This window comes from Mesorhizobium sp., from assembly GCF_041661565.1.
GTDB lineage: Bacteria > Pseudomonadota > Alphaproteobacteria > Rhizobiales > Rhizobiaceae > Mesorhizobium.
Genome location: NZ_JBAZUD010000117.1, coordinates 1 through 17,021, shown reverse-complemented (window position 1 = coordinate 17,021; position 17,021 = coordinate 1). Strand labels below are relative to the sequence as shown.

15 protein-coding genes are annotated in these 17,021 nt (G+C 65.2%); 11 read left to right on the top strand and 4 right to left on the bottom strand.

Features of this window, described 5'->3' with window-relative positions:
* Positions 1-904, bottom strand: a 904-nt coding sequence (gene holA, locus WC739_RS18900) for a DNA polymerase III subunit delta (protein WP_372954551.1), incomplete at its 3' end; no start/stop codon positions are given.
* Positions 905-1,570: 666 nt separating this feature from the next.
* Between holA and WC739_RS18895 the strand changes: the two genes are divergently transcribed.
* From WC739_RS18895 to WC739_RS18875, 5 genes are all read left to right on the top strand, one after another.
* The gene (locus tag WC739_RS18895) at positions 1,571-2,803 is read left to right on the top strand and encodes a 3-methyl-2-oxobutanoate dehydrogenase (2-methylpropanoyl-transferring) subunit alpha (protein WP_372954550.1); all 1,233 of its coding nucleotides are present in this window, start codon (positions 1,571-1,573) and stop codon (positions 2,801-2,803) included.
* Between the two features lie 2 nt (positions 2,804-2,805).
* The gene (locus tag WC739_RS18890) at positions 2,806-3,819 is read left to right on the top strand and encodes an alpha-ketoacid dehydrogenase subunit beta (protein WP_372954549.1); all 1,014 of its coding nucleotides are present in this window, start codon (positions 2,806-2,808) and stop codon (positions 3,817-3,819) included.
* Position 3,820: 1 nt separating this feature from the next.
* Positions 3,821-5,131, top strand: coding sequence for a dihydrolipoamide acetyltransferase family protein (locus WC739_RS18885; RefSeq protein ID WP_372954548.1), 1,311 nt, complete (start codon positions 3,821-3,823; stop codon positions 5,129-5,131).
* A gap of 229 nt (positions 5,132-5,360) precedes the next feature.
* Positions 5,361-6,758 (top strand): dihydrolipoyl dehydrogenase, encoded by a 1,398-nt coding sequence (gene lpdA / locus WC739_RS18880; protein WP_372954547.1) that lies wholly within the window; start codon positions 5,361-5,363, stop codon positions 6,756-6,758.
* A gap of 241 nt (positions 6,759-6,999) precedes the next feature.
* Positions 7,000-7,635: an isoprenylcysteine carboxylmethyltransferase family protein gene (locus tag WC739_RS18875; protein ID WP_372954546.1), complete on the top strand. Its 636-nt coding sequence runs from the start codon at positions 7,000-7,002 to the stop codon at positions 7,633-7,635.
* Positions 7,636-7,772: 137 nt separating this feature from the next.
* Here the strand turns inward: WC739_RS18875 and WC739_RS18870 are convergent, their stop codons facing one another.
* Entirely contained in the window at positions 7,773-8,258 is a 486-nt protein-coding gene (locus WC739_RS18870) for a hypothetical protein (protein ID WP_372954545.1), read from the bottom strand.
* Positions 8,259-8,476: 218 nt separating this feature from the next.
* On the opposite strand from WC739_RS18870, the gene WC739_RS18865 reads away from it, so the two are divergent.
* Complete coding sequence (locus WC739_RS18865) at positions 8,477-8,842, top strand: RidA family protein (RefSeq protein ID WP_372954544.1); 366 nt, start codon at positions 8,477-8,479, stop codon at positions 8,840-8,842.
* A gap of 32 nt (positions 8,843-8,874) precedes the next feature.
* Positions 8,875-10,110 carry an amidohydrolase/deacetylase family metallohydrolase gene (locus WC739_RS18860; protein WP_372954543.1) on the top strand — a complete coding sequence of 412 codons (1,236 nt, stop codon included), beginning with the start codon at positions 8,875-8,877 and terminating at the stop codon, positions 10,108-10,110.
* A gap of 232 nt (positions 10,111-10,342) precedes the next feature.
* Here WC739_RS18860 and WC739_RS18855 read toward each other — a convergent pair whose 3' ends face one another.
* Positions 10,343-12,133 carry an NAD(P)-binding domain-containing protein gene (locus WC739_RS18855; protein WP_372954542.1) on the bottom strand — a complete coding sequence of 597 codons (1,791 nt, stop codon included), beginning with the start codon at positions 12,131-12,133 and terminating at the stop codon, positions 10,343-10,345.
* 269 nt (positions 12,134-12,402) lie between these two features.
* Positions 12,403-13,347: a MurR/RpiR family transcriptional regulator gene (locus tag WC739_RS18850; RefSeq protein ID WP_372954541.1), complete on the bottom strand. Its 945-nt coding sequence runs from the start codon at positions 13,345-13,347 to the stop codon at positions 12,403-12,405.
* A gap of 360 nt (positions 13,348-13,707) precedes the next feature.
* Here WC739_RS18850 and WC739_RS18845 point away from each other — a divergent pair, with 360 nt between their 5' ends.
* The 4 genes from WC739_RS18845 to WC739_RS18830 form a co-directional block, all read left to right on the top strand.
* Positions 13,708-14,535 (top strand): ABC transporter ATP-binding protein, encoded by an 828-nt coding sequence (locus tag WC739_RS18845; protein WP_372954540.1) that lies wholly within the window; start codon positions 13,708-13,710, stop codon positions 14,533-14,535.
* Complete coding sequence (locus tag WC739_RS18840; RefSeq protein WP_372954539.1) at positions 14,532-15,374, top strand: ABC transporter permease; 843 nt, start codon at positions 14,532-14,534, stop codon at positions 15,372-15,374. The genes WC739_RS18845 and WC739_RS18840 overlap by 4 nt, the downstream gene beginning before the upstream one ends.
* 68 nt (positions 15,375-15,442) lie before the next feature.
* The gene (locus WC739_RS18835; protein WP_372954538.1) at positions 15,443-16,606 is read left to right on the top strand and encodes an ABC transporter substrate-binding protein; all 1,164 of its coding nucleotides are present in this window, start codon (positions 15,443-15,445) and stop codon (positions 16,604-16,606) included.
* 299 nt (positions 16,607-16,905) lie between these two features.
* Positions 16,906-17,021: Gfo/Idh/MocA family oxidoreductase (locus WC739_RS18830; RefSeq protein WP_372954552.1), on the top strand; the 116-nt coding region annotated here is incomplete at its 3' end.

Here is a 17,021-nt window from a genome sequence, read left to right as displayed (position 1 = left end):
TGCTCCAGCGCTCAAGGGCCCTCTCCACCAGCTTGCGGCGCGAGAAGAAGACTGGTGGGCGCGCGGCGGCGACAACGGCCGCTGCGTTGCGGCCGCCGGAGTCCATCTGGCCGCGCATGGCCTGGATCGCCTGCAATTGCCGCATCGCGGATGACAGAACGAGGAAAGGCTGCCCGCCCGATTGGCAATGGCGGGTAAACGCAATGTCGAAGTCGCCGACCTTGCCTTCAAGCAGCGCGTCGACGGCGTCGTCAAAGGAGGCCCCGGATACATCGCCCGACATGGCGCGGACGTCCTCGATCCCGATCTCCTGCTGGCCGTGGGCGTAGAGGACAAGCTTTTCGATCTCGCCGCGCGAGGCGAGGCGATCGCCGCCAAGATTGCGGCGCAGCGCCTGTCGCGCTTCCATGGTCATCGACATGCCGGCCTTGCGCAATTCGTCGTCGATGACCGCATCGACGTCGCGGGCCTCATCAGCGTAACAGGGCAGCGCCATGGCACCGTCCGCCGCCTCGACAATTGCGCGCAGCCCGACGCCCTTCTTGAGGTCGCCTGCCTCGATGAGAATGATCGCGTCGCGCGCCGGCTCCGCGGTCAGCACCTTCACGTCGTCGGCCAGCGCCTTCTGGCCGGTCGCATTGCGGACCCAGAGCAGCCGCCGGTCGGAAAACATCGGCACGGTGCGGGCTTCATCGAGCAGGCGGCCCTCGTCGCGATCGACCTCCGAGCCCTCCAGCCGGACCACGGAGAACGGATCGTCGAGCGGCAGGCCGGTCTTTTCGGCAAAGGCCTTGGCCCGCTCGGAAACCAGCCCCCGATCGGGTCCGTAAAGCAGGACGATCGAGATGCGCGGGTCGGGCTTCGCCAGCCAAGAATCGACCTCGAAAGCTTTCTTCTGTGCCATCTGGGCTGGTTAGCATGGCGCGGGGGCGGAGGGAACATTTCCGGATCGCAAGCATCGCTTCGATGAGGGTCGACCCCCACTCCGTCGAGCTTCGCTTGACTCCCCCGATCGACGGGGGAGAGGAAGGGCGCGAGCTTCTGGCGGCTGCGCTGTTCAGCCGGTAGATGGGTAACACTACGAACCGGATACATGGGTAACAGTCTCCCCCTAACCGCCCGCAGCGGTGGCTCCTTTCCTCTCTCTCCGGAGGGGGGAGAGGTGGCTCGGCGAAGCCGAGACGGAGTGGGGGAAGGCGGTTCTAAGTGCGCCGCCGTTTGCAATCGACCGACCTGGGCAGTCGCCCCGTTCAAGCCAAAACGACCGAGCCAGGTCGACCCCCACTCCGTCGAGCTTCGCTCGACACCTCTCCCCCGATCGACGGGGGAGAGGAAGGGCGCGAGTCCGGCCACTTTGGCTCATCTGGCCGGGAACCCTGCTCAACCTTGCGCTAAGTTGCGCGATGCACCGAAACATCGACAAGATATTTCGCGGACTTACTTACATCCTGTGGTCGGAAGGCCCGGGGTTCCGCCACCGAAGCCCGAAGGCCATGCCGACGGATTCGTACTGGTCTGGCGGAGGGGATATGCGAGTATCCCGACCAGGCAACCTTGGAGGACGAAGGTCATGGCCGATGCTGGGATGTTGCGGTTTCACGTTCCGGAACCGGAAGTGCGGCCGGGCGGAGCGCCTGACTTCTCCAACGTGACCATCGCCGCGGCCGGTTCGGTGCCGTGCCCGGATATCGATGTCGATCCGCGCACCATCAGGGACATGGCCTTTTCGATCATCCGCGTGCTGAACCGCAATGGCGAAGCCGTCGGCCCCTGGGCCGGGCTGCTATCGACAGAGGAACTGCTTGAGGGCCTGCGCCACATGATGACGCTCAGAACCTTCGATGCCCGCATGCAGATGGCGCAGCGCCAGGGCAAGACCTCGTTCTACATGCAGCATCTGGGCGAGGAGGCGGTGAGCTGCGCTTTCCGCAAGGCGCTCTCGCCGGGGGACATGAATTTCCCCACCTATCGCCAGGCGGGGCTGCTGATCGCCGACGGATACCCGATGGTCACGATGATGAACCAGATCTATTCCAACGAGGCCGACCCGCTGAAGGGCCGGCAGCTGCCGATCATGTATTCCTCGAAGGAGCACGGTTTCTTCTCGATCTCCGGCAACCTGGCAACGCAGTACATCCAGGCGGTCGGCTGGGCGATGGCGTCGGCGATCTCCAACGATTCCAGGATCGCCGCCGCCTGGATCGGCGACGGTTCGACGGCGGAATCCGACTTCCATTCGGCGCTGGTGTTCGCCTCCACCTACAAGGCGCCGGTCGTGCTCAATGTCGTCAACAACCAGTGGGCGATCTCGACCTTCCAGGGCATCGCGCGCGGCGGCTCGGGCACGTTCGCGGCCAGGGGCCTTGGCTTCGGCATCCCGTCGCTGCGCGTCGACGGCAATGACTATCTCGCCGTCCACGCCGTGGCGAAATGGGCGGCGGAACGGGCGCGCGGCAATCTTGGGCCGACGCTGGTCGAATATGTCACCTACCGCGCCGGCGCCCATTCGAGCTCGGACGATCCTTCCGCCTACCGGCCAAAGGCCGAATCCGATTCCTGGCCGCTCGGCGATCCGGTCGTGCGGCTGAAGAACCATCTCATCCGGCTCGGCGCCTGGTCCGACGAGCGGCACGCGCAGGCCGAGGCCGAGATCCTCGACACGGTGATCGCGGCGCAGAAGGAGGCGGAGAGCCACGGCACGCTGCATGCGGGCGGCAAGCCGTCGACGCGCGAGATGTTCGAGGGTGTCTTTGCCGATATGCCGCCGCATCTGCGGCGCCAGCGCCAGCAGGCGGGAGTCTGAGCATGCCGAGACGCAGCATGATCGAGGCGATCCGCGACGCCATGGATGTGTCGATGGAGCGCGACGCCAAAGTCGTCGTGTTCGGCGAGGATGTCGGTTTCTTCGGCGGCGTCTTCCGCTGCACGCAGGGCCTGCAGGCCAAGTACGGCAAGAGCCGCTGCTTCGATGCGCCGATCAACGAATCCGGCATTGTCGGCTCGGCTATCGGCATGGCCGCCTATGGCCTGAAGCCCTGCGTGGAAATTCAGTTCGCCGACTACATGTACCCGGCCTACGACCAGCTGACCCAGGAGGCCGCGAGGCTGCGTTACCGTTCGAACGGCGACTTCACCTGCCCGATCGTGGTGCGGATGCCGACCGGCGGCGGCATCTTCGGCGGCCAGACGCACAGCCAGAGCCCCGAGGCGCTGTTTACCCATGTGTCGGGGTTGAAGACCGTGGTGCCGTCCAATCCACACGATGCCAAGGGGCTGCTCATCGCGGCGATCGAGGATCCCGACCCGGTGATCTTCCTCGAGCCCAAACGGCTCTACAATGGCCCCTTCGACGGCCATCACGACCGGCCGGTGACACCATGGTCGAAGCATGAGCTGGGCGAGGTCGCCGGCGGCCACTATACTGTGCCGCTCGGCAAGGCGGCGATCCGCAGGGCGGGCTCGGCCGTCACCGTGCTTGCCTATGGCACCATGGTGCATGTCGCGCAGGCGGCGGCCGAGGAGACCGGCATCGATGCCGAGATCATCGATCTGAGGACGTTGCTGCCGCTGGACCTCGACGCCATCGTCGCCTCGGTCAGGAAAACCGGGCGCTGCGTGATCGTGCATGAGGCGACGCTGACCTCCGGCTTCGGCGCCGAACTGTCGGCGCTGGTGCAGGAAAACTGCTTCTATCACCTGGAGGCGCCGGTGGCGCGCGTCGCCGGCTGGGACACGCCCTATCCGCACGCGCAGGAGTGGGACTATTTCCCAGGCCCCGCCCGGGTCGGCCGCGCCCTCATCGAAACCATGGAGGCCTGAGATGGGCGAGCACATCATCAAGCTGCCCGATGTCGGCGAGGGCGTCGCCGAGGCCGAGCTGGTCGAATGGCATGTCAAGGTCGGCGACATCGTGCGCGAGGACACCATGCTTGCCGCCGTCATGACCGACAAGGCGACGGTGGAGATACCGTCACCGGTCGATGGCGAGATCCTGTGGCTCGGCGCGGAGATCGGCGACACGGTGGCGATCGGCTCGCCGATCGTGCGGCTGAAGGTGGCCGGCGAGGGCAATGTGAAGCCGCAGGGCGGCGCCAAGGCCGAGGCGGTGGCGGCCGAGCCTCCTGCCACGCTTCCGACGCCGAAACCCAATACCGCCGCGCTGGACGCGAAGATCCCGGCAGAGGCAAGCACTGCGGAGGTCAAACCCACCCCGGCCGCTTCTGTTGGCTCCCGGCAGACCGGCGCGCCGCGCCGCGAAGGCGAAAAACCGCTGGCGTCGCCGGCCGTGCGCCAGCGCGCGAAGGAGGCCGGCATCGATCTGAGGCAGGTCGCGGGGAGCGGCCCGGCCGGCCGCATAGGCCATGAGGATATCGAGGCGTTCCTGGCGCGCGGACCTCGGCACCTCGCGAAGACATCGGGCCTCGCGCGCAATGCTAGGGTCGAAGACATCAAGCTGGTGGGCATGCGGCGCAAGATTGCCGAGAAGATGACGCTGTCCACATCGCGCATCCCGCACATCACCTATGTCGAGGAGATCGACGTCTCCGCGCTGGAGGATCTGCGTGCTGCCCTCAACAAGGAAAAGCGCGCCGACAGGCCCAAGCTGACGCTGCTGCCGTTCCTGATGCGGGCGATGGTCAAGGCGATAGCGGACCAGCCGCAGTTCAACTCGGTGTTCGACGATGAAGCGGGCATCATCCACCAGCATGGCGGCATACATATCGGCATCGCCGCGCAGACGCCTTCCGGCCTGGTGGTGCCAGTGGTGAGGCATGCCGAGGCGCGCGATATCTGGGACTGCGCGACCGAGCTCAACAGGCTGGCGGAGACTGCCAAGTCCGGTACGGCGACGCGCGACGAGCTGTCCGGTTCGACCATCACCATCACGTCGCTCGGCGCCATGGGAGGCATCGCGACGACGCCGGTTATCAACCACCCGGAAGTGGCGATCATCGGCGTCAACAAGATGATGGTGAGGCCTTTGTGGGACGGCACCCGGTTCATCCCGCGCAAGATGATGAACCTGTCGTCGAGCTTCGACCACCGCATCATCGACGGCTGGGACGCGGCGGTGTTCGTGCAGCGGATCAAGACGCTGCTGGAAACGCCGGCGCTGATTTTCGTGGACTGAGGGCGATGTTGATTTCGATCGAGGCCTCGGAATTCATGCTCCTCCTTCTCCCCCTGCGGAAGAAGGTGTCGCCGAAGGCGACGGATGAGGGGTGTTCAAGGGAACCCCAGCGTCTCACTCCGCTGGAACACCCCTCATCCGTCTCGGCGCCATCGCGCCGATCCACCTTCTCCCACAAGGGGAGAAGGACAAGGCGCGCGTCGGCCATGGCCGGAAGGATGCCAGCATCATGAAAGAAATCTCCTGCAAGCTGCTCGTCATCGGCGCCGGTCCGGGCGGCTATGTCTGCGCCATCCGTGCCGGGCAGCTTGGCATCGACACGGTGATCGTCGAGGCCGGCAAGCCGGGCGGCACCTGCCTCAATGTCGGCTGCATTCCGTCGAAGGCGCTGATCCATGCGGCGGAAGAGTTCGAGAAGGTCGCGCAGATGGCCGGCGGCAGCAGCCCACTGGGGATTTCGGTGACCGCGCCCACACTCGACCTCGCCAGGACGGTGAGCTGGAAGGACGGCATCATTAGCCGGCTGAATAGTGGCGTTGCCGGCCTGCTCAAGAAGGCCGGGGTCAAGACCGTGCGGGGCTGGGCGACGTTTCGCGATGGCAAGACGGTCGAGGTCGAGACCGAGATCGGCGCCCAGGTCATCCGCGCCGAGACGATCGTGATCGCCACCGGCTCGGCTCCGGTCGAGTTGCCGTTCCTGCCTTTCGGCGGCCCTGTGATTTCGTCGACAGACGCGCTTTCGCTGAGCGATGTGCCGCGAAGGCTGGCCATTGTCGGTGGCGGCTATATCGGGCTGGAACTGGGCATGGCCTTCGCGAAAATGGGCGCCAGGGTGACCGTGGTCGAAGCCTTGCCCCGCGTGCTGGCGCAGTATGATGCCGAACTGACCAGGCCCGTGGCCAAGCGGCTCGCTGCGCTCGGCATGGAGGTGATGACGGGGGCCCAGGCCAAGGGGCTGTCGACGGGAGGCGATGCGCTGCTGGTCGAGACGCCGGACGGCAAGAGCGCCGAGGTCGCCGCCGACAAGATCCTGGTGACTGTCGGCCGCAAGCCGGTGACCGAGGGTTGGGGGCTCGACCAGATCGAGCTCGACATGGCCGGCCGGTTCATCAGGATCGACGAACAGTGCCGCACCTCGATGCGCGGCATCTTCGCCATCGGTGACGTCACCGGCGAGCCGATGCTGGCGCACCGGGCAATGGCGCAGGGCGAAATGGTCGCCGAGATCGTCGCGGGCCACAAGCGCGACTGGGACAAGCGGTCGATCCCGGCTGTGTGCTTTACCGATCCGGAACTGGTGACGGCGGGCCTGTCGCCCGACGAGGCCAAGGCGCTTGTCGGCGACATCAAGATCGGGTTGTTCCCGTTCGCCGCCAACGGCCGGGCGATGACAAAGCTCGGCGAGGACGGATTCGTTCGTGTCGTCGCCCGCGCCGACAATCACCTGATCCTTGGCATCCAGGCGGTCGGGCAGGGCGTGTCCGAGCTGTCGGCGGCCTTCGGGCTGGCGCTGGAGATGGGCGCAAGGCTGGAGGATATCGCCGGAACGATTCACGCACACCCGACGCAGGGCGAAGCCTTCCAGGAGGCCGCTCTGAAGGCGCTGGGCCACGCGCTGCACATCTGAGGGCTTTTCCTCGCCGGTGGGAGGCAAGGGGAGAGCGCCTCATTCCAGGAGATTCTACCCTTCTGGGCAGGATCAGGGGTAGGTAAGCGGCGGTACACAAATCCGCGAGAATGGCCTCGGGCCCGGCGGGAGGCCTTTACGAACACCGTGCGATGGGTCGATAGAAGGCTTGCGCCTTGCATCCGCCATCAATGCGGTGGCCTGTGGCCCAAGCCGTTCCAGGCGCTCGAGGGAAAAACAGATGACCTACGCTTCGCTCAAGCCGGTTTCCGAGGCCTTCGACCAGCGCAAGCGCCTGGTCTTCGTGCGGGTCGCGGCGGTGCTCGCCGTGCTGTTGCTGTTTGTGACCAAGCCGGCGCTGAGCGAGGGCTCGCAGGGGCACGAGATGTTGGAATTCCTTGGCTTCTGCCTGGTGCTGGCCTGCGTCGCCGGACGGCTCTGGAGCATTCTCTATGTTGGCGGCAAGAAGAACGAGGAGCTGGTCTCGTCGGGACCGTTCTCGATCACCCAGAACCCGCTCTATTTCTTCTCGACGCTCGGCGCCCTCGGTGTCGGCTTGCTCTACGGCTCCGTGCTGGCCGCCCTGGCGCTCGCACTCGCCAGCTTTGTCATCTTCCGCGTCACGGCGCGCAAGGAAGCTGAGTTTCTCCTAGGCAAGTTTGGCCCGGCCTATCTGGCCTACGCCAGGAGAACACCGCGTTTCTGGCCGAACCCGCTGCTCTACCGCGATGACGACCATCTGGAATTGTCGACACGCGCGCTCAAGCGCACCTTCTTCGACGGGCTCTATTTCCTTGCCTTGTTTCCGGCCATCGAACTGATCGAGTACGTCCGCGGGACCGGTGCGTTGTCCATGACCTTGTTCACGCTCTACTGAAGGTCACGGCCCCTGTTCATTAGCCGACCAATCAAATAGCCGGCAAATGCGCTAACTCTTTGTTTTCCGCAGTTCCCAAGGGAAAGCGCTTGCGCGCTTTTCCCGGGAAAACCGTCTCACACTTTCCTGGAATTGCTTTAGCTTCCCAGCGGATGCGGCATGTAGCCGACGAAGCCGGCGATCTTCCAGCGGCCCTCGACGCGGGTGCAGAAATACAGCGTCTGCCATTTCAGCCTGTCGACGCTGCCGTCGGCCTTGGCGACGGAACCATCGAACTTCTTGTGCAGCACGGCGCGGTCGCCATCGACATCGATGTCGCGCAGATTGGTGACGCGAAACAGCGCCTCACGCAGCGGCTCAGCGAATTTCGTCGCCGCTGTCTCCTTCGCCTGGCGCAGCCATTCGTCGCGATAGATGTCCAGCTTCGGGAACTGAAGCCGCCAGGCGTCGGCATTGTGGAGGAAATGTGCATGCATGCCGAAGAAACTCTCGGCGACGAAATCATTCTCGACCATCGCCCAGTCCTGGCCGATGAAGGCGTCGATATCGCGCCGCACCAGCATCTCCCACAAAGCGTGGCGGTCGGCATCGCCGCTGGGAAAAGGGTTCCTGTCAAAAGTCATGCTGGGTCTCTCCGGTGTGGACATTCGCCTGTCGGTCGCGGCCTGAAGGCAACCTGACTGGCGCACGATGCAAGCGCTTCTGTAATAAAGCAACATGGCTTTTGAAGAATGTTGCTTTCCAACAAAGCCCTCTATGAGGATGGCCGCGATCGGGGTAAATGTCGATCGAGGCGAGGCCGGCGCGGCGTCGCTCAACGTCATTCAGAGGAGGCTATCTCTTGCCGAAGCAGACTTTTGGAACGTCTCATGTGCCCTTGTCGCCGGCCGTGCGGGCAGGCGATTTCGTCTATGTCTCGGGCCAGGTTCCCGTCGGGAGCGATGGCCTCGTGGTCAAGGGCGGCATATCGGAACAGACCGAACAGGTGCTCGCCAATGTGAAGGCAGCCCTGGCGCTGGCCGGCTGCACGCTGGACGACGTGGTCAAGACGACCGTCTGGCTGGAGGACGCGCGCGATTTCGGCGCCTTCAACGCCGTCTATGCCAGGCACTTTCCCAAGAACCCGCCGGCCCGCACCACGGTCGAATCACGGCTGATGATCGACATCAAGATCGAGGTCGAGGCCGTCGCCTACCGGCCGATCTGAGAGAGACTGCAGGAAATTCGGAGGTTCCCCCAATGCAATTCGATCTCCTGCTCAGGGGTGGCCGGCTGATCGATCCGGCCTCCGGGCTCGATGCGCGCCGCGATGTCGCCATCGCCAATGGCCGCGTCGCAGCGATCGATGCCGACATTCCGGCCGACCGCGCCGCGCGGGTCATCGACGCAACCGGCTGCATCGTCGCGCCCGGCCTCGTCGACCTGCACAGCCACGTCTACTGGGGCGGCACATCGCTCGGCGTCGATGCCGACCGGCTTGCCGCCAAGAGCGGCACCACCACCTTCATCGACGCGGGGAGTGCGGGTGCGGGCAATTTCCTCGGCTTTCGCCGCCACGTCATGGAGCGCTCGAAGGTGCGCATCCTGGCCTATGTCAACATTTCCTTCGCCGGCATCTTCGGCTTCTCGCAGACCGTGTCGGTAGGCGAGTGCAGCGACCTGAGGCTGTGCGAACCGCGCGAGGTCGTCGCGGCCGTGCGCGAACATCGCGATGTCGTGGTCGGCGTCAAGGTCCGCTCCGGCAAGCATGCCGGCGGCACGAGCGGCATCGCGCCGGTCGATCTGGCGCTCGAAGCCGCCGACCAGGCCGGCCTGCCGCTGATGGCGCATATAGACGAGCCGCCGCCCGGCCGCTCGGAAGTGCTGCCGCGCCTGCGCAGGGGCGACATCCTCAGCCATTGCTTCCGGCCGTTTCCCAACGCACCGGTGTTCGCCTCCGGCGCGGTGCGGCCCGACATGCGGCTGGCGCGCGAGCGCGGCGTCATCTTCGATCTCGGCCACGGCATGGGCTCGTTCGATTTCGCGGTGGCGCGGGCCATGCTGGAGGAAGGGCTAGCGCCGGACGTCATCTCGAGCGATGTGCATCTCTACTGCGTCGACGGGCCGGCCTTCGACATATTGGTCTGCATGTCGAAGTTGATGGCGCTGGGCATGCCGCTGGTCGAGGTCCTGCGCGCCGCCACGCAGGGGCCGGCTCAAGCGATCGCGAGGCCCGACCTCGGCACGCTGGCGGTCGGTACCGTCGGCGACGTCGCCGTGCTCAGGCAACGCCCCGGCCGCTTCACCTTTGTCGACGCGGTCGGCGCTTCGCTGGTCGCCGACCAGAGGCTGGTCTCGGAAGGGATCGTCATCGGCGGCACCTGGTGGCCGAACGAGACGGTGAACGACCTGGGCGAGACCGAGCGTTTCGCGGCGCATGCGCACCAGACGCATGTCGAGGTGGCGGCGAAGCATTTCGGGCACCGGCATGATTAGCTGATCTCGGCAGGGCTATGTCGGGCGGCGGCGCGTTTGGCGGAGGGCTTCCCCCACTCCGTCGCCGCTTCGCGGCGCCACCTCTCCCCCCTCCGGAGGGAGAGGAAGGGAGCCAAGCGACATAGGTTCGCGCCTTTCCTCTCCCCCGTCGATCGGGGGAGAGGTGTCGAGCGAAGCTCGACGGAGTGGGGGGTCGACCTTCATCGAAGGCCCTTGACCCCCAAGTCCTGCCTCATCGCTTGGCGTTGCTTACGGCCCCATAAACCGGCGTCTCGATGCCCTCCATCCGGGCCTTGATTTGCAGCGCGACATATTTCGAATAGAAGCGCGACAGGGCCAGGTTGCCGCCCTGGAACCACAGCGCCTCCTGGGCGGTCGGCTTCCACATGTTGCGCAGCTCGCCCTGCCATGGGCCGGGGTCGCCTTTCACGCCGGAGCCAAGCCCCCAGCACGGGCCGACCTTGTCGGCGACCTCGCGCGACACGATGGTCGCCACGGTCTCGTTCATCGACTGGTAGCCGGTGCAGGCGATGATGGCGTCGGCCGCGAGTTCGGTGCCGTCCTCGAACAGGATGCCTGTCGGCGTCAGTGAGGTGATGGCGACGCCGCTGCGGACGGCGATCTGGCCGTTGATGATCAGGTCCGACGCGCCGACATCCATGTAATAGCCGGAGCCGGTGCGGTAGGCCTTCATCAGGAGGCCGGTCTCGTCGTGGCCGAAATCGATGGCGAAGCCGGAGGCGCGCAGGCGGTCGTAGAAGGCCGCGTCACGCGCCTTGATCACCTCGTAGAGCGCCCGCTGGCCCTCGGGGACCAGCGCGAACGGTGTCGAGGCGACGATCATGTCGGCCTTCTCGGTGGTGATGCCGCGCGCCAGCGCGTCCTCCGAGAAGATCTCGAAGCCGACCTCCATCAACGTATCCGACTTGACCACCGTCGTCGGCGAACGCTGGATCATGGTGACCTCGGCGCCGCTCTCCCACAGATCGACGCTGACGTCATGGCCGGAGCTGGCCGCGCCGATCACCGCCACACGTTTGCCGCGGAATTTCTCGCCGCTGGAATATTGGCTCGAATGCAGCAAATCGCCCTTGAATTGATCGACGCCGGGCAGGTCGATCTGGCGCGGCGGTCCATAGGCGCCGGTGGCGAAGACGATATGTTTCGGATTGAGCGTGATGCGCCGGCCGACGCGATCGACGACGACCGTCCACACCTTTTCGGCCTCGTCATAGGAGGCGCTGAGGCATTTGGTGGCAACCCAGTAATTGAGCTCCATGACCCGCGTGTACATTTCCAGCCAGTCGCCCATCTTGTCCTTGGGCGTGAACACCGGCCAGTTTTCCGGAAACGGAATATAGGGCAGATGGTCGTACCAGACCGGGTCGTGCAGGACGAGCGAGCGGTAGCGGTTGCGCCAGGAATCGCCCGGCCGCGCATTCTTCTCGATGATTATGGTGGGCACGCCGAGCTGACGCAGCCGGGCACCCAGCATGATGCCGCCCTGGCCGCCGCCGATGACCAGGCAATAGGGCTGCTCCGAGGCGCCGAGCTCGCGCGTCTCGCGCGCCCGCGCCTCCGTCCATGTCTCGCGCTCGGGATCGGCCTTGTGACGGACACCGAGCGGCCGCGCCGCGCCCTTGCGCTCCTCGAACCCCTTGAGGTCGGTCATCGCCGTGAACAGGGTCCGGCAACGGCCGTCGCGCAGGCGCATGATGCCCTGGCCCCAGGCGACCGCGGTCTCGAAGGTGAACCAGGCCTCGATCGTGCCTTCATCCGCAGTCGCTTCGCCGGTGAGCTGCCAAGCCGTTGGCCGGGTCGTTGCCAGCGTCGCCCGGAGCATGTCGGCGATGGCGTCGCGACCTTCCATGGTGGTGACGTTCCAGGTGAAGGTCAGGAGATCGCGCCAGTAGCAATCGTCGACGAATAGGTTGGCGGCCGACGCCACGTCGCCGGCTGCGAGCGCCTTCGCCAGGGAGTCGAGCCATGCGGTGGCCTGTTTCGTCGGTGCGATTTCGAGCATGTCTTCCTCTTTGCTTCACGTTGGCGCCTTTCCTTCTCCCCGTGTGGGGTGAGCAGCGGTTCGCTTAAGCGAATTCATCGTGCTGGTGGCACGATGAAAGGCCAGCGAACGCCGGGACGCTGCGGAGCAGCGGGGACCCGGCAGGTGCATCGCCCACCCCGCCCTTCGCAGGCTCAGGGCGTTCGAAGCTCGAAAAGCCAAGCAATTGGCTTTTCGTTCGCTGCGCGACCGCTTCTCACCCCACAAGGGGAGAAGGGAAAAGCTCTGCCCTAATCCCCGAGAGGCTCCATTTCCTTGCCGGTGCGGTGGATCTGGGCGTTGTATTTGATGCGGCGCACCGTTTCGCGGGCCGAGCCGTCGAGCTTGTAGGCGGTCGCCACCGCCAGCAGGTCGATCGCGGCGAGGAAGGCGAAGCGCGACGCCGTCGGCTTCAGCGTGTCGGGATATTCCGGCACCGCAACCGTCAGCCTGACGTCGCAGGCGCGCGCCAGCTCGGTGTCGGGCGCGGTGACGGCGATGGCGTTGGCGCGGTAGTGCTTGGCCAGTTCCACGGCCTCGATCACCTCGCGCGTGCGTCCGGTCGCCGAGATGGCGATGACCAGGTCGCCCGGCCTCAGGGTCGAGGCTGTCATCCGCATCAGGTAGGGGTCGCATTGGGCGCTGACGGTGATGCCATAGCGAAACAGCCGGTACTGGGTTTCCTGCGCCAGCGCCGAGGAGCTGCCGCCAAGGCCGAAGACCGTGACCTGGCGCGCCTTGGCGATCAGCTCGGCGGCCTTTCGCAGCTGGTCCGGATCGAGCTGGCGCTCGGCCTCCTGCAGGGCGCGGCGCGCCTCTGCGAACACGGCGTTCCAGAACGGCATGCCGTTGTCGTTGCTGACTGTCGGCGGCTTGGCGAGGTACAGCGCGCCGACGACGAGGCTCTGCGCCAGCTTCAGCTTGAAGTCGCGCACGCCCTCGCAGCCGATGGCGCGGCAGAACCGGGTCACCGTCGGTTCGCTGACCCCGGCGCGCTGGGCCAGCGCGGCATTCGAAGCGTCGACCGCGTATCTGACGTCGTCGAGCACGACATCGGCGACGCGGCGTTCGGCCGGCCGCAACTCGCCATAGGAATCCTTGACCAGCGAGATGATGTCGGGAATGCGCCGGACGGGCTCGCGCCCCTCCGCGTCGCCGCTCGAGATCCGCGTGTCCTGGCTGTCGGCTTCTGTCATGAAGTCAGGTCTTTCCCTCGGTTGCGGAACCAACTTCCTAACATGGGTGCACGCTGCCGTTCCATGTTTCGGCGAGCGTAATGACCACCGTGTCGTGTCGGGAATGCATCAGCCACTTTCGCTCGTCCATCATACCTCTAAGGCCTCGCCCCCGATAGACCCGCGGCGCAAAGTATGTAGGAAAGCAACACGGATTTCAAGGCATGGAAAACGCTATGAAATCATCAGGATGAATGTGCAATCGGCCTTCCGACAGCAAAGACACCGACTCCTCGCTTGACAGGAAAGTAGGATAGTTACAGACTGATTCTCGCGGTCGGATGAGCCCCGTCGGATCATCCCGCGATCTCCGAGGGGCGGATGAATTTGGCGGATGCACCAACCCCAAAGCTTGGCGTACAGGCGGCGAGCAAGGTCTACCATACTGCCTCCGGCGACCTGCTGGCGCTGGACCGCTGCAGCCTTGATGTCAACGCCAATGAAATCGTCTCGATCGTCGGCCCTTCCGGCTGCGGCAAGACCACGCTGTTGTGGTCGATGTCGGGCCTGCACGGCCTGAGCAGCGGAGAAATCCGGCTCGACGGCGTCAAGATCACCGGCCCGCATCCCGATATCGGCATCGTCTTCCAGGAAGCGAACCTGCTTCCCTGGCGCAATCTCGACGCCAACATCCGCTTCCCCTTCGAGATCAAGGGCGAGAAACCCGATCGGGCCTGGATCGCGCATCTGCTCAACCGCGTCGGCCTCGAAGGTTTTGGCGGCAAGTTCCCGCGCGAGCTCTCGGGCGGCATGCAGCAGCGCGCGGCGATCGTGCGCGCGCTGGCGCTGAAGCCCTCGGTGCTGCTGATGGACGAGCCGTTCGGCGCGCTCGACAGCTTCACCCGCGAGGAGATGAACCGGCTGGTCGAGGAGATCTGGCTCGACACCAAGACCACCATCGTCTTCATCACCCACAGCATCGAGGAGGCGATCTTCCTCTCCGACCGGGTGGTGGTGCTGAGCGGCCGGCCGGGGCGTGTCGCCAAGGAATATCGCGTGCCGTTTCCGCGGCCGCGCTCGCTCGAGATCATGGCGACCAAGGAGGTCTTCGACCTCACCAACCGGATCAAGATGGACATTGTCGGCGAACGCGCGACGCCAAAGGCGGCGGAGCGCACGAGCGCCGAAATCGTGAGGATCAGGCCGTGAGCGACGCCATCCCGGAATTCTCCAAGGCAAAGGCAGGGGAAGGGCATGAGGTCGGCCTGACCAACCTGTCGGCCTTCGCCAGCGGGCCGGGCATCCAGTCGGGCAAGGAAGTCGCCGCCATCGTCGCTGTCGCAGTCATCATCATCGGCGGCATAGAACTGGCGCTGCGGCTGTTCCACGTGCCGCTCTACATCATGCCGCCGCCAAGCTCGATCGTCTACGCGCTGTGGGACGAGTTCCCGCTGATCGCGCCGCATCTCGGCTACACGCTGGTCGAGCTGGTGTCCGGTTTCGCCATCGGCGCCGTCGTCGGCCTGGTGCTGGCCGCCGTCATCACCCAGTTCCCGTTCGCCGAGAAAATCGTCGCGCCCTACATCCTGCTCTTGGTCACCACGCCGATGCTGGCGCTGGTGCCGCTCCTAATCCTGCGCTTCGGCTTCGGCTACACGCCGCGCATCATCGCGGTGGCGCTGGCGGCCGGGCCGATGGTGATGATCAACGCCGCCACCGGCTTTCGCCGCGTCGACAGCGCCAAGATCGCCCTGGCGCGTTCCTATGGCGCCAGCACATTGCAGATCTTCTGGAAGATCCGCGCGCCGATGGCGCTGCCGATGATCCTGGTCGGCCTGATGATCGGCGCCATCTTCGGCCTGCTGACGGCGGTGGGCGCCGAAATGGTGGGCGGCGGCTTCGGCCTCGGCAACCGCCTGACGACCTATTCGTCGATGATCCAGATGCCGCAATTCTTCGCCGTGGTGCTGCTGCTCTCGACGCTCGGCATCCTGATCTACGTTCTGTTCTTCCTGATCGGCAAGAAATGGGCGAGCTGGGAGGCATGAGGCACGCAGGGTGAAGTCGATGTCCGCGACAGCGGAAGAGACTGACAATCAACAAAAAGGGGAATGCCATGACCATGAACAAGACGAGCAATCCGGCGGGAATGAGCCGCCGCTATTTCCTGCAGGTGACCGGTGCCGGCCTGGTGACGGCGACGACGCTCGGAGCCACCGGCCTTAGGGCAAGGGCCGAGCCCTACGGCAAATTCACCTGGATCTCGCCGCGCGGCACGCTGGAAGTGCTTGACGACTATCCCTATTGGGCGGCCAAGAAGGCCGGCTATTTCGATGGGCTCGACACCGACATGCAGCCCGGCCCGTCCGACGGCACCGCCACGGTGAAGTTCGTCGACGTCGGCCAGGCCGACATGGGCTTCCCGTCGCCCGGCGTGTTCTCCTTCGCCATCCAGAACGGCATGAAGCTGAAGTCGGTGTTCCACATGGGCGCGCGCGACACGTTCAGCATCGCCTTCCGCAAGGGCGAGGGGTCGAACGACCTGAAGAAACTCGAAGGCAAGACCATTCTGCTCGGCTCCGCCGCCTGGCAGTCGATCACCGATCCGCTGCTGGCGGCCCAAGGCGTCGACATCAAGAAGGTCAAATATGTCGAGGCCGGCTGGCCGACCTGGGGCACCGCACTCGCCGGCGGCCAGGGCGACGCCGCTTTGTCCTGGGAAGGGCTGCGCGCCGAATGGATCGCCAAGGGCCTGGACTTCGAATATTGGCTCGGCGTCCAGAACTCGAAGCTGCCCGCCAACACCTTCGTCGTGCGTGCCGCCGATCTCGAGGACCCGGACCGCAAGGCGTTCCTGGAGAAGTATCTGCGCGGCTGGGCGATGGGCCTCGAATTCGGCTACCAGAATCCACGCGCCGCCGTCGAAGCGGTGTTCGAACAGTTCCCGACGCTGGCCAAGAATCTCGGTCCCGAACTCGGCACCACCTCGATCCTGCAGCAGATCAACGTCTTCCGCGGCGACATGGACAAGCGCGGCGGCTGGGGCTCGCACGACATGGCGAGCTGGCAGGGCTTCTTCGACGAGATCCACAAGATCGGCCAGATCACCAATCCGGTGAAGGCCGAGGATGTCTGCACCAACGAGCTCATCCCGGCGGCGAACGACTTCGACAAGGCGAAGGTCAAGGCCGATGCCGACGGCGTGAAACTCTCGGAAGGCTTCGCCGCGCTCGATGTCGACAAGATCAAGGCGCATCTGTTCGATTCGGCGGTGAAGTAGGGCCCGTCTTGGCTCCTTTCCTCTCCCTCCGGAGGGGGGAGAGGTGGCGCCGCGAAGCGGCGACGGAGTGGGGGAAGGCGCTCGCCAAACGCGTAGTCTCCGCAAGGCAGGCATAAATCTGGCGAGCAACCTCTGGGCAGCGAAGGTCGACCCCCACTCCGTCGAGCTTCGCTCGACACCTCTCCCCCGATCGACGGGGGAGAGGAAAGCGCCAGGCAATGAGGGGCAGCGCAAACCCGGGCGGTCAATACGGGCGGCATAGCCGCCCGCAATTCATGAACAAGTATCGGAGGGCTGAGATGGCCGACAAGGTAAAAGTACTGGTGGTGGGTCTCGGCAATATGGGGGCTTCGCATGCGAGCGCCTATCACCGCTCGGAAGGCTTCGAGATCGTCGGCATCATGAGCCGCTCGAT

Coding starts and splice junctions, on each gene's coding strand:
- WC739_RS18875 (WP_372954546.1), top strand. CDS start 7,000: ATGACCTACGCTTCGCTCAAGCCGGTTTCCGAGGCCTTCGACCAGCGC.
- WC739_RS18885 (WP_372954548.1), top strand. CDS start 3,821: ATGGGCGAGCACATCATCAAGCTGCCCGATGTCGGCGAGGGCGTCGCC.
- lpdA (WP_372954547.1), top strand. CDS start 5,361: ATGAAAGAAATCTCCTGCAAGCTGCTCGTCATCGGCGCCGGTCCGGGC.
- WC739_RS18890 (WP_372954549.1), top strand. CDS start 2,806: ATGCCGAGACGCAGCATGATCGAGGCGATCCGCGACGCCATGGATGTG.
- WC739_RS18860 (WP_372954543.1), top strand. CDS start 8,875: ATGCAATTCGATCTCCTGCTCAGGGGTGGCCGGCTGATCGATCCGGCC.
- WC739_RS18870 (WP_372954545.1), bottom strand. CDS start 8,258: ATGACTTTTGACAGGAACCCTTTTCCCAGCGGCGATGCCGACCGCCAC.
- WC739_RS18855 (WP_372954542.1), bottom strand. CDS start 12,133: ATGCTCGAAATCGCACCGACGAAACAGGCCACCGCATGGCTCGACTCC.
- WC739_RS18845 (WP_372954540.1), top strand. CDS start 13,708: ATGAATTTGGCGGATGCACCAACCCCAAAGCTTGGCGTACAGGCGGCG.
- WC739_RS18835 (WP_372954538.1), top strand. CDS start 15,443: ATGACCATGAACAAGACGAGCAATCCGGCGGGAATGAGCCGCCGCTAT.
- WC739_RS18895 (WP_372954550.1), top strand. CDS start 1,571: ATGGCCGATGCTGGGATGTTGCGGTTTCACGTTCCGGAACCGGAAGTG.
- WC739_RS18850 (WP_372954541.1), bottom strand. CDS start 13,347: ATGACAGAAGCCGACAGCCAGGACACGCGGATCTCGAGCGGCGACGCG.